Annotated in this window: 11 protein-coding genes and 1 tRNA gene; 8 read left to right on the top strand and 4 right to left on the bottom strand. The window is 61.1% G+C overall.

Annotation, left to right across the window (positions count from 1 at the left end):
* Positions 1-53: 53 nt before the first annotated feature.
* The 3 genes from AXF15_RS03745 to AXF15_RS03735 all read left to right on the top strand — a co-directional run bounded on the left by AXF15_RS03745 (position 54) and on the right by AXF15_RS03735 (position 4,097).
* Positions 54-1,328 (top strand): S41 family peptidase, encoded by a 1,275-nt coding sequence (locus tag AXF15_RS03745; RefSeq protein ID WP_066608646.1) that lies wholly within the window; start codon positions 54-56, stop codon positions 1,326-1,328.
* 42 nt (positions 1,329-1,370) lie between these two features.
* A complete protein-coding gene (locus tag AXF15_RS03740) occupies positions 1,371-2,663 on the top strand; it encodes a divergent polysaccharide deacetylase family protein (RefSeq protein WP_066603493.1) in 1,293 nt (430 codons plus the stop codon).
* 87 nt (positions 2,664-2,750) lie between these two features.
* Positions 2,751-4,097, top strand: a complete 1,347-nt coding sequence (locus AXF15_RS03735) for a diguanylate cyclase (protein ID WP_066603490.1) — start codon at positions 2,751-2,753, stop codon at positions 4,095-4,097.
* 79 nt (positions 4,098-4,176) lie between these two features.
* Here the strand turns inward: AXF15_RS03735 and gap are convergent, their stop codons facing one another.
* Positions 4,177-5,196: a type I glyceraldehyde-3-phosphate dehydrogenase gene (gene gap / locus AXF15_RS03730; protein ID WP_066603487.1), complete on the bottom strand. Its 1,020-nt coding sequence runs from the start codon at positions 5,194-5,196 to the stop codon at positions 4,177-4,179.
* 152 nt (positions 5,197-5,348) lie between these two features.
* Positions 5,349-5,909: a GAF domain-containing protein gene (locus tag AXF15_RS03725; RefSeq protein ID WP_066608644.1), complete on the bottom strand. Its 561-nt coding sequence runs from the start codon at positions 5,907-5,909 to the stop codon at positions 5,349-5,351.
* A 179-nt stretch (positions 5,910-6,088) separates the two neighbouring features.
* On the opposite strand from AXF15_RS03725, the gene ndk reads away from it, so the two are divergent.
* From ndk to AXF15_RS03700, 5 genes are all read left to right on the top strand, one after another.
* Entirely contained in the window at positions 6,089-6,505 is a 417-nt protein-coding gene (gene ndk, locus AXF15_RS03720; RefSeq protein WP_066603484.1) for a nucleoside-diphosphate kinase, read from the top strand.
* Complete coding sequence (gene proC, locus AXF15_RS03715; protein ID WP_066603479.1) at positions 6,502-7,296, top strand: pyrroline-5-carboxylate reductase; 795 nt, start codon at positions 6,502-6,504, stop codon at positions 7,294-7,296. The genes ndk and proC overlap by 4 nt, the downstream gene beginning before the upstream one ends.
* 13 nt (positions 7,297-7,309) lie before the next feature.
* Complete coding sequence (locus tag AXF15_RS03710; protein WP_066603477.1) at positions 7,310-7,843, top strand: GNAT family N-acetyltransferase; 534 nt, start codon at positions 7,310-7,312, stop codon at positions 7,841-7,843.
* 58 nt (positions 7,844-7,901) lie between these two features.
* Positions 7,902-7,977 (top strand) — tRNA-Val (locus AXF15_RS03705).
* Positions 7,978-8,033: 56 nt separating this feature from the next.
* Positions 8,034-8,900, top strand: a complete 867-nt coding sequence (locus AXF15_RS03700; protein WP_066603474.1) for a class I SAM-dependent methyltransferase — start codon at positions 8,034-8,036, stop codon at positions 8,898-8,900.
* Between the two features lie 74 nt (positions 8,901-8,974).
* Here the strand turns inward: AXF15_RS03700 and AXF15_RS03695 are convergent, their stop codons facing one another.
* Both AXF15_RS03695 and AXF15_RS03690 read right to left on the bottom strand, forming a co-directional pair.
* Positions 8,975-10,495: a CoA-acylating methylmalonate-semialdehyde dehydrogenase gene (locus tag AXF15_RS03695; protein WP_211259006.1), complete on the bottom strand. Its 1,521-nt coding sequence runs from the start codon at positions 10,493-10,495 to the stop codon at positions 8,975-8,977.
* A 70-nt stretch (positions 10,496-10,565) separates the two neighbouring features.
* Positions 10,566-13,538, bottom strand: coding sequence for a phosphoribosylformylglycinamidine synthase subunit PurS (locus AXF15_RS03690; protein ID WP_066603464.1), 2,973 nt, complete (start codon positions 13,536-13,538; stop codon positions 10,566-10,568).
* Positions 13,539-13,568 lie beyond the last annotated feature (30 nt).

The following is a 13,568-nucleotide window of genomic DNA, read 5'->3' as shown; positions in this document are numbered from 1 at the left end:
TCGTGATTTTTCGTGATTTCAATATATTTCGTCATTCTTTGGGGGAGGATATCATGCGTCTCAGCCATATCTGTGGCACGATGCTTCTGCTGATCATTCTTTGCGGCACGGCTTCGTCCAGCCAGACCAGGGACACCGATCAGTACAAAGCGCTCAAACAGTTCAGCCAGGTGCTGGATCTCATCGAGAAAAACTATGTCCAGGAAGTGAACCGCACGGACCTGATCCACGGAGCCATCCAGGGCATGCTCAATTCCATTGATCCTCACTCCACCTATATCGGCCTCGACAAGTTCAAGATGATGCAGGAGGAATTCCAGGGTGAATTCGGCGGCATCGGCGTGCAGATCGGCGTGCGCGACAAGCGGCTGACCGTCATCGCGCCCATCGAGGATACTCCGGCGGACAAGGCCGGGTTGAAGCCCGGAGACACCATTGTGGAAATCGACGGCCAGTCCGCCATGGATATCTCTCTGGAGGATGCCGTATCCAAAATCCGCGGCCCCAAGGGCGAACCCGTGGTGCTGACCATCCTGCGCAAAGACTCCCAGGTGCCGGAAAAAATCACCATCGTGCGCGGCATCATTCCCCTGATCAGCGTCAAGACCAAAGAGCTGGAGCCGGGCTACCTGCACGTCCGCCTGACCGACTTCAAGGCCAACACCACGGAGGACCTGCGCCGCAAGATACAGGAATACACGGCCGCCACCCCCCTCAAAGGCATTGTTCTGGATCTGCGCAACAACCCCGGCGGACTGCTCAACCAAGCCGTCTCCGTGGCAGACATGTTTCTGCGTGACGGCCTCATCGTCTACACTCAGGGCCGCGATCCCAAAAGCAGACGGGATGAAACGGCCTCCAAGCAGCCCGCGGACCTGACCTGCCCGGTGGTGGTGCTGATCAACGCCGGATCGGCCTCGGCCTCGGAAATCGTGGCCGGAGCACTTCAGGACCGCAAGCGGGCCATTCTGGTCGGCGAACGGACATTCGGCAAAGGCTCGGTGCAGACCATCATGCCCCTGTCCGACGGCTCGGCCGTCAAGCTGACCATCGCCCTCTACTACACGCCAAGCGGCCGCTCCATCCAGGCCGAAGGCATCGAACCCGATGTGGAGCTGGCTCTGGCCATGCCGGACACGGAAGAAGAGCCCCTGCTGGGCGACTTCCGCGAGGCCAATCTGGCCAAACATCTGGACAACCCCGACAGCAACGCGTCCGCGCCCAAAGAGACTTCGGACGCCAAGGAACTGCTGGCCAGGGATAACCAGTTGCGCATGGGGCTGAATCTGGTCAAATCCCTGCCCCGCTTCATGGAACTGTCCAACTAGCCTTTCGCCGGGCGGCCAGAAACCGCCCGGCTTTTTTATTCCATGCCGCCCAAGAAACGAAAACGCAGAAAAGCTCCGGCCAGGCGCTCCCGTTCCCGGTTTCCCCTGTTCAGAGCCCTTCTCTGGCTCTCCGTTGTGGCCCTGGCCGGGCTGACGCTATTCACACTGCTGCGGATGTCTCAGGTTCCGCCGCGTTCTGAAGAAAAGTCCCCCGTGTCTGCGGGTGCCACGACCAAGCCATCTTCCCCGGCCAAACGCCCGGCCGTACCGCAGCCGCCCGTGCCGCCTGGCCCGTCCGGGGAAGAAAAGCCGCCGCGGGAGTATGAAGTCCAGCCCGATGATTTTGAAGCCAAAGTCCGGCAGGTGGATCTGGCTATTCTGCAATCCCTGACCGCTGTGGGGCAATCCCAGAGCATGCTTCGCCACAAGACAGTGGAAGCGCGCAAGTACGGCGGGCAGGAGTTTTTCTACCAGAATCTGACCATCGGCGAGCAGCAGGATATTTTTCCCTTTCTGGCGGAACTGCGCCGGAATCTGGACAGACTCGCTCCCGACGCCCGGCTGGGGACGGTCAATGAAAACCCACGGGATCTGGAAATCTCCATTTTCGGGGAGCCTACCCACCATCTGTTTCTTCCGCTGACGATGCCGCCGGAGCAGTCCGCCTTCTCCGGCTCGGCTCCCAGACTGGTGATCGTCATCGATGATCTCGGTGAAAGCACCGCCGTAGCCCGCCGCCTGGCCGGACTGCCCTTTCCGGTCACGTTTTCCGTGCTGCCGTACAACACCAAGGCGCGGGAAGTGGCCGCTGTGGCCCGGCAAAAAAATCTGGAGCTGCTCCTGCACCTTCCCTGCGAACCCGAAGGGTACCCGCAAAAGGCCGATTCCGGGCCGGGCACCCTGCGCGTGGACATGTCTCCGGAAGAGCTGGAACGGATCCTGGCCGCCAACCTCGCCCGCCTGCCGGAAGTCGATGGAGTGAACAATCACATGGGCTCCAGGCTGACCCAGGACAGGAAAGCCATGCACATCATTCTGGCCCACCTCAAAGGACGCGGAAAACTCTTTCTGGACAGCGTGACCACGCCCAAAACATGTGTAGCCAGCGTCAGTGCGGCCTTAGGCATGCGCCAGTACAGACGTCACATTTTTCTGGACAACACGCCCAAGGAACACGCTATCATGCTGCAACTCAAGAAAGCGGAGACCCTGGCCAGAAAAAACGGCACGGCCGTCGTCATCGGGCACCCGTACCCATCCACGCTGGCCGCTCTGGAAAGCTGGGCAAAAACGCGGAGCTCGGAAATCGTCGTCTGCAGGCTACAGGATATTTGACATATAACCGTGTATCAATAATGGGAAATAGAATCACCTGATGCACCGTCCATCCCCAGAGCCTCAGGCTCTGCCAAGGAGATATTCATGGATGCCTCCGGATTTTCATCCTGCCTCGACACGCTTCTGAACGCACTGCGAAATCTTTCCGGTCCGCCCAGCATCCAACGGACGCTGAGCGAGCTTTGCACCCATGTGGCCCAGTATTTCCAGGCCAAGCATTTCGCCGTCCTGCTGGTGGAGCCGGATAGCCGCGAGCTGGTATTTTCCGAAGTTGTCGGTGCCAAACGGGAGCTGCTCGAAGGAAAAAGGCTGCGCAAAGGCAAGGGCATCGCGGGATGGGTGGCGGAAACGGACACGTCCCTGCTCGTGGAGGATACCGGGGAAGACCCGCGCTTCCAGACGCAGTGGCTGACAGCGAAAACCCAGGATGTCACTTCCATTATGGCCGTACCTTTAAGAAGTGGCGATCTCGTCTATGCCGTCATGGAAGTCATGGACAGCTATCGCGGAGTCACTTTTACGCCCGACAATCTGAAAGAACTGGAAAGTATCGCCAATCTGGCCTCTCTCGCCCTGGAAAGAGTCTATTATTTCAGAGCGATGAAACGCCTCTCCGAAACGGACACTCTCACGGGACTCCCCAACAGGCGCTGTTTCCTCCGGCATATGCACAGTGAAATCGAAAGATGCGGCCGCTACAACATACCGTCGAGCGTTCTGATCCTGACTCTGGATAACCTGAGGGACATCAACGCCGAACACGGGATGCGCATGGGCGACAAACTTCTTAAGATCCTGGGCAGCGTTCTCCTCAGCGAATCCCGCAAGGCCGATATCCCATGCCGGATCGGGGCCAAGCAGCTTGCGGTGATCATGCCCAACACGGGAGAAGCAGCCGCCCGCGAGGCCAAAGAACGAGTCAATATGAAAATCGCTTCCGAGTGTGCGGCAAGAGACATAGCGAATCTGTCTGTGACTCTGGATGTACACAGCGGAACCCGGGAAAACTTTTCAGCCCTTTTGAGCATCCCCGGCGTAAACAAGCCCCATGAGTCCGAATTCCGGAAGCTGCGGAGCATGGCCAGCAACCTTTTCTCGCTCCTGAACGAAGAGAAGCAGACCACGGAACGCCGTCAGCATTACCGTAAAAGCGTCCGCCTGGCCGGACGCTACGAAGACCCGGACAACCAGGAAGCTGGAGACATCCTGCTGGAAAACCTGTCTCTGAACGGAGCGGCCTTCACCACCATGCTGTACCACACCCTGACCAGAAACCGCCTCGTCAAGATGCATTTCCGTCTGGACGACGCCAAGCGAACGGAGATCATCCGTCTGGCACAGGTGAAGTACGCCCGGGACCGCTATGTGGGCTGTCAATTCGTGGACCAGAAAAGCTACGACAGCGATCTGGGCTTTTATCTCATGCGCTGAAAAGGCGGGTCCGCCCGCGTATCTCCCGACAACAAAAAAGGCGGCCCGAAAGCCGCCTTTTTTGCGCCTCAAGAGATGATCAGAAACCTTTCTGGGCCATCAGATGCGCCAAGTCCGCCACCCGGCAGGAATAGCCCCATTCGTTATCGTACCAGATCAGCACTTTGGCCAGATTGCCCGACTGCACAGTGGTAAAGTCAGCCTCCACCACGCCGGAACGCGGATCGGCGATGAAGTCCGAAGAAACAAGAGCTTCTTCGGAGTACCCCAGAATACCTTTCAATGCTCCTTCCGCCGCGTCCTTGAAGGCGGCCTTCAGTTCGTCGGCGGTGGTATCGCGCTCCAGAACGGCCACAAAATCCACCAGGGACACGGCGGGAACGGGTACGCGCACGGAATAGCCGTCGAAGCGCCCGGCCATTTCCGGAATGACCTTGGCCACGGCCTTGGCTGCTCCGGTGGAGGTGGGAATCATGTTGCAGGCGGCCGCTCTGGCCCGGCGCAGATCCTTGTGCGGCAGGTCCAGAATGCGCTGGTCGTTGGTGTAGGCGTGCACCGTGGTCAAAACACCCTTGGCCACGCCGAACTTCTCATGCATGACCTTTACGGCCGGGGCCAGGCAGTTGGTGGTGCAGGACGCATTGGAAACGACATGGTGCCTGGCCGGATCATACTCCTTCTCATTTACGCCGAGAACCACCGTCAAATCCTCCTCTTTGGAAGGCGCGGTGATGATGACCTTCTTGACGCCGCTTTCCAGATGCTGCCCGGCCGTCGGACCGGTCCGGAAAATGCCTGTGGACTCGATCACGATGTCCACGTTGCAGCTTTTCCAGGGAATGAGTTTGGGATCGCGTTGGGCGAAACTATGGATTTCCCACTCCCCGTTCACGCGGATGATATCGTCCGTGGCATCCACCGTGTCGGCGAATTTACCGTAGGAGGTGTCATGCCGCAAAAGATGCGCGTTGGTCTTGGTGTCGAAAAGATCGTTGATAGCCACTACTTCCAGAGTGTCGCGGTGCCGCTCCCAGATGGTCTTCAGCACCTGGCGGCCAATACGGCCGAACCCGTTGATTCCGATACGTGTTTTTCCCATAGATCAGGCTCCCTCATCTGTTGAGCTATAATTTTTTGTGAAAGCTGTTTCGAAAAATCTCAGGCGAAGGGGAATGGTTCACGACCGGCCACACGCCTTGCACATCGAACCGGGCTTCCCCAGACGCATATTCTTCACGGAAAAAAACGGCGCTAGTCCTCGAACACCTGATAATCGTAGGCCTTGATCAGATCCATCTGGCGCTTCAGGGTCTGGTGCATACGCGCGTTTTCGATGGCGATGGCCGAGATGTCGGCAATAGCCTGCAAAAAGCCGATATCCTCGGCTCCGAATTCCCTTTTTTCACCCGTATACACCCGAAGTACGCCAATGGGCCGGGTGCCCTCCACGAACATGGGAGCCACCAGAACAGAAACCAGCCCTTCCTCGGCGGCTTCCTTGCCGTACTGGAAGCGGGCATCCGTGCCAGCGTCCGGGATCTGGACCACGTTCCCGGCAAAAGCCTCTCTGTCCAGGCCGCTTTTGGCCACTTCAACCACGCCCTTTCTGGCGTAACGTTCGCTCAGCCCATGATAGGCGGCCGGTTTCAGAATCTTGCCGGAACGGTCCAGCAGACGGATGAAGCAGCCCTTCACATTCATGGCCCGCGTGACCTGCTCGGCAATACGGTGCAGCACCTCGGCCGGGTCCAGGCTGGAGTTCACGGTCCGGCTCACCTCGTAGATGATCTCGTACAGACGCTTCTTGCTCATGCTTTCCTCCTTGCATGTCAAAGGCTTCAGAGCGACCATAGCTGACAGCGGCGCGAGAGAACAACCATTTTCTCCGCCGGGCGGTGAAATATCTCACTCAGCCGTCCAGCATTCTTGTATTTTTCCCGCGCAACAGGTAGAAAGTCCAGAACTATTCGAACCATGTTAAGGAGAACCCCATGGAGCGGACCCTCGCCATCATCAAGCCAGACGCCGTAGAACGCAACCTGCAGGGCGAAATCATCCGCATCATCCAGCAGACCGGATTGCGTATCGTGGGCATGAAAATGCTCCGCCTGAGCAGATCCCAGGCCGAAGGGTTCTACGCCGTGCACCGCGAACGGCCTTTTTTCGCCAGTCTGACAGAGTACATGAGTTCCGGGCCGTGCGTGGTCATGTGCCTCGAAGGGGCCGACGCCATCCGCAGATACCGCGAGCTGCTGGGAGCCACCAACAGGGACCACGCGGCCGAAGGCACCATCCGCAGAATATTCGCTCTGGATGTGGAAAGAAATTCCTGCCACGGATCGGACGGACCGGATACCGCCGCCGTGGAAATCGCCTATTTTTTCAGCACACTGGAACTGGTGGGATGATGAAGACGCTAGGAATCATCGGCCTTGGCAACATGGGTGGAGCCATCGCCCGGGGACTCGCCCCGGCCGGGATGTTCCACATGTTCGGCTACGACCCGGACGAGGATACACGAAACCGGCAGTCGGACATCATGCATATCCTGCCGACAGGGCGGGATGTGGCCCGGCAGTCGGACATGCTTCTTCTGGCGGTCAAGCCGCAGATCATGCGATCCGTGCTGACGGATCTGGAACCGGCCATCCGGCCGGAAACCTGCATCATATCCATCGCGGCGGGCATCACTCTGGAAAAGCTTGTGGAGTGGGCCGGCCAGCGCGCTTCAGTGGTCCGCGTCATGCCCAACACGCCAGCCATGATCGGCAGGGGCGTTTACGCCCTGTGTCTGGACCACGCTCTGCTGACCAACGAAACCAAGGCCTCGGTCATGTCCATGTTCGCGGCCATCGGCAAGGCCCACGCCCTGCCGGAGCGGCTTTTCGACGCATACACGGGGCTCATCGGTTCCGGTCCGGCCTATATTTTCGCCTTCATGGAAGCCCTCATCGACGCAGGCGTAACGCTGGGGCTGGCCAGACCGCAGGCCACGGAAATGGTCCAGGCCCTTTTATCCGGCACCGTGGCCATGGCCGGAGAAGCAGGAACACATCCAGCCCTCCTCAGGGAAATGGTCACCTCCCCCGGAGGCACCACCATTGCCGGGCTCAACGCGCTGGACGAACACCGCTTCCGTTTCGCGGTCAATCAGGCGGTCGCCGCCTCCGCCAGACGAAGCAAAGAACTTGGCGGCTGACCTTCTTCTTGCGATGACATTCGACAGTTTCCGCACCACACATCTTCTGGCCCGCCCGGCGACACCGGCGGACGAAGGGAGCGTTCTGGCCGTTTATGCCGGAAACGAACCCTTGCTGCGCCTGCTGGACCGGGAAAGCGAGGCCCGGGAGATGACATCGAAATTCCTGCACGGGGAAAACCTGCCGCCCAGCGGACGGCCCGAACTGCTCCACAATCTGACGCTGTGTATTCCATCCACGCCCGGAGTGGCCGGTCTGCTCAGCCTGTATATCGGCTACCCGCAGGTGCGGACCCTGTACATCGGCGAACTCTTTCTGCATCCATCCGTTCAGGGCCGGGGGCTGGGGCGGGAAGTATGCCTGCGGCTGGAGGAATTGTGCCGGAAGGCCTCTCTGCGCCGGATCAGGGTCGGAGTCGCCCTGCGCAACTGGAACGCCCTGCGCTTCTGGATCAAGCTCGGCTTTCTGGATGTCACCGGCATGAGCGGGGACCGGGTGTTCGCGCCCGATGCGTACGCTTTTCTGGAGCTGCAAAGAAAATTGTAGCCCGGGCGGGGAATTTCTTGACAGTCCAGCGAAGCCGAAGCTAAACGCTCTTCACTTCGGGCGATTAACTCAGTGGTGAGAGTGCCATCTTCACACGGTGGAAGTCACAGGTTCAAATCCCGTATCGCCCACCACGAACACAAACCCTTCCAGACATACGTCCGGAAGGGTTTTCGCGTATGGAGGCGGCATGCACATCCCCGACGACTACGAATTGCTGGACAGCGGCGGCGGCCGGAAGCTGGAACGCTTCGGCCCCGTGATCCTGAGCCGCCCCTGCGCCCAGGCCGTATGGGAACCGGCACGGCCCGAACTGTGGGACAGCGCCAGCGCTTCCTTTGACCGCAAGGACGGCCTGAACTGGCACGGCCGTGAACGACTGCCCGGAGCCTGGGAGATCTCTGTACGCGGAGTGCGCATGCGTCTGTCCACCACGGACTTCGGACACCTGGGCATTTTCCCCGAAACTCTGGACATCTGGGACCAGATCGCCCGGAGCGTGGCCGATGCCGCGGCCCGCCGCCGGGAACCGCCCGCATTTCTGAATCTTTTCGCCTATTCCGGCGGCGCCACCATGGCCGCAGCCAGGGCCGGAGCCCGGTGCTGCCATCTGGATGCGTCCAGAGGCATGGTGGAATGGGCCCGGGCCAATGCGGCCCTGAACGGTCTGGATAGCTCCGGAATCCGTTTCATCGTGGACGACGTGGGCGCTTTTCTGCGCCGGGAAGCGCGGCGCGGCCGCAAATACGACTGCGTGCTTCTGGACCCGCCGTCCTTTGGGCGGGGCAAACGCGGAGAACTGTACAAGGTCGAGAAAAACGTACGCGAAACGCTGGAACTGGTCCGCCAGGTCTTGAGCGACAGGCCGCTCTTTGTGATCCTGACTTCGCACACGCCGGGCTTCTCGCCCATTGTGCTCAGAAATCTGCTGGAACAGACCCTTGATCCGGAGGTGCTGGACTGCGGGGAAATGCTCCTGCGCGGCGGAACCGGCGTTCTGGATCTGCCCAGCGGCAACTGGGCCAGATGGACGTACGCCGACAGCATTTCAGACTGACCGGAAAAATCGCGCCGGCGGACGCGGAAGTCTCTCCGGCCGCCGGCGCGATGAAAACCCGCAAGAAAGCGTGTCTAAAGATCGCGGTTGATGGTGCCCTCCCAGGTACTGACCCGATTCTGGGCCTCGCCCATTTCTCGGGGCGAAACCCACTTGGTGGTGACGGACTTGGTCCGGGTGTAGAACCGCAGGCCGTCCCGTCCCAGGACATGCAGGTCGCCGAAGAAGGACTGCTTGTTTCCGGAAAAGGGGAAAAAGGCCAAAGGCACGGGGATGCCCACATTGACTCCGACCATGCCGCCATCGGTATGCCGGACGAATTCTCTGGCGTAGTGGCCGCTCTGGGTGAAGATGGAGGAGCCGTTGGCAAAGGGGTTGGCGTTCATGAGCCCGAGCCCTTCCTCGAAATCCCTGACCCGCTTGATGCACACCACCGGCCCGAAGATTTCCTGATCGCCGACGGTCATGCCGGGAGCAACATGGTCGAAGATTGTGGGGCCGACAAAAAATCCGTCCTCAAAGCCCTTGGGTGCGCACTTGCGGCCGTCCAGAATCAGAGAGGCCCCTTCGGCCACGCCCTTGTCGATCCAGTTGATCACGGACTGCTTGTGCGCGGCGTTGATGACCGGGCCGAGCTGGGTGGTCGGATCGTAGGCCGCGCCGACCACCAGCCGCTCGGCCATGCCTTTCAGGATCTGTACGAAGCGGTCGGCCACGGATTCCTGAACCACCACGACGGGCAGGGCCATGCACCGCTGCCCGGCGCACCCGAAACCGGAGTTAATGATCCGCTGGGCGGACCATTCAAGAGGCGCGTCCTCCAGAAGCAGAGCGTGATTCTTGGCCTCAGTCAGGCACTGCACCCGCTTTCCTGCGGCCGCGGCCTCGGAATAGATTTTGACACCGGTGGAGGTGGAGCCCACGAAGGATATGCCCCGGATGTCGGGATGGGACAGCAGCCTGCTCACTTCCTGACGGCTGCATGTGATCAGGTTGACCACGCCTTCGGGCAGCCCGGCCTCGATGAGCAGTTCGAGCAGCCGCATGCCCGTCTGGGGGACCATGCTGGCGGCCTTGATGACCATCGTGTTCCCGGCCACGAGGCACAGGGGCATGAACCAGCCAAAGGGAATCATGGCCGGAAAGTTGTACGGAGCGATGCCCAGAAATACGCCCACCGGCTCCCGGTACAGGCTGATATCATGGCTCCGGGTGGCCTCCATCAGGGAGTAGCCCTGAATTTCCATGGGTGCGCTGACGGCCACTTCGCAGGCTTCCACGACCTTGTGCACGTCGCCGCGGGATTCATCCAGATTCTTGCCCATCTCCGTGGCCAGCAGCACCGACAGGTCCTCGAAGTGCCGGTTCACCAGTTCCCGGAAGCGGAACAGAATCTGGGTGCGCACTCCCACGGGCTTGCCGGCCCAGGCGGGGTAAGCGGCTTTGGCCGCCTGTACGGCGGATTCCACCTCGTCCGGCAGGCAGACGGGGGCCTCGGCGATCTGACGCCCGGTACTGGGGTTCATCACCGGCGTGTACCTGTCCGTCGCGCTGGTTCGCCATTCGTTGTTGACGCAGTAACACAGTCTTTTCACGCTCGACATTCTATCCTCCGTTGATCTGAGGTGACAGACCCGCTCCGGGCTTCGGAGCAGGCCCCCCGCGCTAGAAATCCAGCGTCTTCTTCCAGGAAGCGGCCAGCGCTTCCACATGAACACGCAGGAGTTCTTTCTCTCCCGCGCCGATGGTCAGGTGCTCGTCGTCCGTGGTATGTCCCAGGCAACCCAGAAAATCCCCGGCGAAAAGATTCTCGAACGCCGCCCGGTCACCTTCCCTGACCGTGACTACGAACCGGCTGGCCGATTCGCTGTAGAGAATCTGTTCCACCGAGCAGTCCAGATGCGGCGCTTTCGCCGCGTCCACACATGCTCCCGTGCGTCCGGCCAGAGCCATTTCCGCCAGGGCCACCGCCAGACCGCCATCGGAAATGTCGTGGGCCGCAGTGACGAGCCCTTCCCGGACGGCCATGAACATCCGCTCGTAACGGAGACGCGCGGACAGGGCATCCACCTGCGGGACTTGCCCTCCCAGGCCGAGGGCCCCGGCGTATTCCGAGCCGCCCATCTCGTTTCCGGTCAGCCCGAGAACATAGATCAGCTCGCCGGGAGCCTTGAAATCCGAAGTCATGGTTTTGGAGCAGTCATCGATGACCCCCAGAACCGAAAACAGTACCGTGGGCGGAATGGAGATCTTCGCGCCGCCTCCGGTGTAGTCGTTTTTCATGGAGTCCTTGCCGGAGATGCAGGGCACTCCGTAGGCCAGACAGTAATGGCTGAGGGCCTGGTTGGCGCGGACCAGCTGAGCCAGCTTATGGTGGCCGTCGGGCGTTTTCTCGGACTGCACCGGATCGCACCAGCAGAAATTGTCCACTCCGGCCATGTAACGGATGTCCGCACCCGTGGCCACGGCATTGCGCACGGCTTCGTCAATGGCGCAGGCCATCATCCAGTAGGTATCCAGATCGCTCAGTTTGGGGCAGATGCCCGCCGCAATGACCAGAGCCCTCGGGCTGCCCAGATCGGGGCGGATCACGGCCGCGTCGGCAGGACCGTCGTTCCGGGCGCCGACAAGAGGTTTGATGACGCTGCCGCCCTGCACCTCGTGGTCGTACTGGCGGATGACATACTCGCGCGAGCAGATGTTCAGCCTGCCGAGCATGTCGTGCAGAAAGGCCTGATGGTCGGAGATATGCTCAGCGTTCTCCCCGATCCCGCCTGACGGGCCGTCCCACACGGCCTTAAGCCGCAGCTGCGGAGCGCCGTCGTGCAGGAAGGCCATATCCAGATCGGCCACGACGCGGTCGCCGTGGCGCACGTGCAGATAGCCGGAATCGGTGAACTCGCCCAGATCCGTGGCCTCCACATCCATTTCCGCCGCCAGAGCCATGAATTCATCCAGATGCTTCGGGGGTACGGCCAGGGTCATGCGCTCCTGAGCCTCGGAAACCAGAATCTCCCAGGGCCGCAGGCCGTCGTACTTGAGGGGCGCCCGGGCCAGATCCATGTCGCATCCGCCGCAGTCCTGGGCCATTTCTCCCACTGAAGAACTGAGTCCGCCCGCGCCGTTGTCGGTGATGGCGTTGTAGAGGCCCAGATCCCTGGCCCGCATCAGAAAGTCGTACATTTTGCGCTGGGTGATGGGGTCGCCGATCTGCACGGCCGTGGCCGGAGAGCCTTCGTGCAGTTCCTCAGAGGAAAAAGTCGCGCCGTGGATGCCGTCCTTGCCGATGCGTCCTCCGGCCATGACGATGCGGTCGCCGGGCAAGGCTTTCTTCTGATGACTGGGCCGCCCCGCCGCCAGACGCGGCATGGTGCCGACGGTGCCGCAGAAAACCAGAGGTTTGCCCAGGAAGCGCTCATGAAAGACAATGGCCCCGTTCACGGTGGGAATGCCGGATTTGTTGCCGCCGTGCTCCACGCCCTCACGCACGCCTTCAAACACCCGGCGCGGGTGCAGCAGTCTGGGCGGCAGCGGGGCATCGTGAAAGGGCGAGGCAAAGCAGAACACGTTGGTGTTGCACAGAAGATTGGCTCCCAGGCCCGTACCCATGGGGTCGCGGTTCACGCCCACGATGCCGGTCAAGGCTCCGCCGTAAGGGTCCAGGGCAGAGGGGCTGTTGTGGGTCTCGACCTTGATACAGACGTTCATGTCGTCGCTGAAACGAATCACACCCGCATTGTCCCTGAAAACCGACAGACAGAAGTCCTCCGCGCCCATGCGTTCGCGCAGCAGCCTGGTGCTGCCCTGAATGCAGGTCTTGTACAGGCTGTCGATGACAGAAGACATACCCGCGGCGCGGTCCTCGTATTCGATGCGGGCGCTGAAGATCTTGTGCTTGCAGTGCTCGGACCAGGTCTGGGCCAGACATTCCAGTTCCGCGTCAGTGGGAGCGCCGGGCAGCCCTAGGGTCTCGCGGCGGGCCCTGGTGGCGGGCTCGGCGTAATAATCGCGGATGCGGCGCATTTCCTCCAGATTGAGAGCCAGCACGCCTTCTCTGGACAGGCGCATGAGGCCGTCGTCATCCAGAGCGTGCAAATCCACCACGGCGACCTCGGCGGAGGCCGCGCCGGTCACGGCGGCGGTACGGGCCGGGAAGCCGGGGCGGGCCGCCCAGGCGTTCCGGTCCGCGATCTGGAAACGCTGGATCAGCTCGTTGGCCAGCAGATCCCTGGCAATGCGCTCCACCTGTTCCCGGTCCAGACGGGCGTCAATCAGATACTGGGTCGAAGTGTACACGGCCACGTCCCGCCCGGAGAGTCCGAGCACCGTGCGCAGGACTTCCCCGGCCGTGCGGCCCTCGTTGTCCGTGACGCCGGGGCGGAACCCCACCTCGATGATCCAGTCGAAGTTCCCGGCCAGAGGGGTCATGCGGGCCTCGTGCAGCACCGGGTCGTGCAGGGCGCAGGCCGCCATGGCTTCCTCCATCTGGGCCGTGCTCAGCCCCTCGATGGTGTACACCCGGATGATGCGCACCCGGTCCACGGCCAGCCCCAGCTCGTGCCGGATCTTATGGGCGGTCTTGTTCCCCTGGGTGTCGGTCACTGCCGGACGCAAGGCCACTTCGACGCGGACGGGCATGTGTGTTCTCCTCGCTGAACATGTTGAGAA

The organism is Desulfomicrobium orale DSM 12838 (assembly GCF_001553625.1).
Lineage (GTDB): Bacteria > Desulfobacterota > Desulfovibrionia > Desulfovibrionales > Desulfomicrobiaceae > Desulfomicrobium > Desulfomicrobium orale.
Note: the sequence above shows the minus strand (reverse complement) of the source record. Positions and strands in the feature narration are given on the sequence as shown.

What these genes read in the sequence shown, in the direction of transcription:
- AXF15_RS03740 (WP_066603493.1), top strand. Translation starts at nt 1,371, where the DNA reads ATGCCGCCCAAGAAACGAAAACGCAGAAAAGCTCCGGCCAGGCGCTCC.
- AXF15_RS03725 (WP_066608644.1), bottom strand. Translation starts at nt 5,909, where the DNA reads ATGAGCAAGAAGCGTCTGTACGAGATCATCTACGAGGTGAGCCGGACC.
- AXF15_RS03710 (WP_066603477.1), top strand. Translation starts at nt 7,310, where the DNA reads ATGACATTCGACAGTTTCCGCACCACACATCTTCTGGCCCGCCCGGCG.
- AXF15_RS03690 (WP_066603464.1), bottom strand. Translation starts at nt 13,538, where the DNA reads ATGCCCGTCCGCGTCGAAGTGGCCTTGCGTCCGGCAGTGACCGACACC.
- AXF15_RS03745 (WP_066608646.1), top strand. Translation starts at nt 54, where the DNA reads ATGCGTCTCAGCCATATCTGTGGCACGATGCTTCTGCTGATCATTCTT.
- proC (WP_066603479.1), top strand. Translation starts at nt 6,502, where the DNA reads ATGATGAAGACGCTAGGAATCATCGGCCTTGGCAACATGGGTGGAGCC.
- gap (WP_066603487.1), bottom strand. Translation starts at nt 5,196, where the DNA reads ATGGGAAAAACACGTATCGGAATCAACGGGTTCGGCCGTATTGGCCGC.
- AXF15_RS03700 (WP_066603474.1), top strand. Translation starts at nt 8,034, where the DNA reads ATGCACATCCCCGACGACTACGAATTGCTGGACAGCGGCGGCGGCCGG.
- ndk (WP_066603484.1), top strand. Translation starts at nt 6,089, where the DNA reads ATGGAGCGGACCCTCGCCATCATCAAGCCAGACGCCGTAGAACGCAAC.
- AXF15_RS03735 (WP_066603490.1), top strand. Translation starts at nt 2,751, where the DNA reads ATGGATGCCTCCGGATTTTCATCCTGCCTCGACACGCTTCTGAACGCA.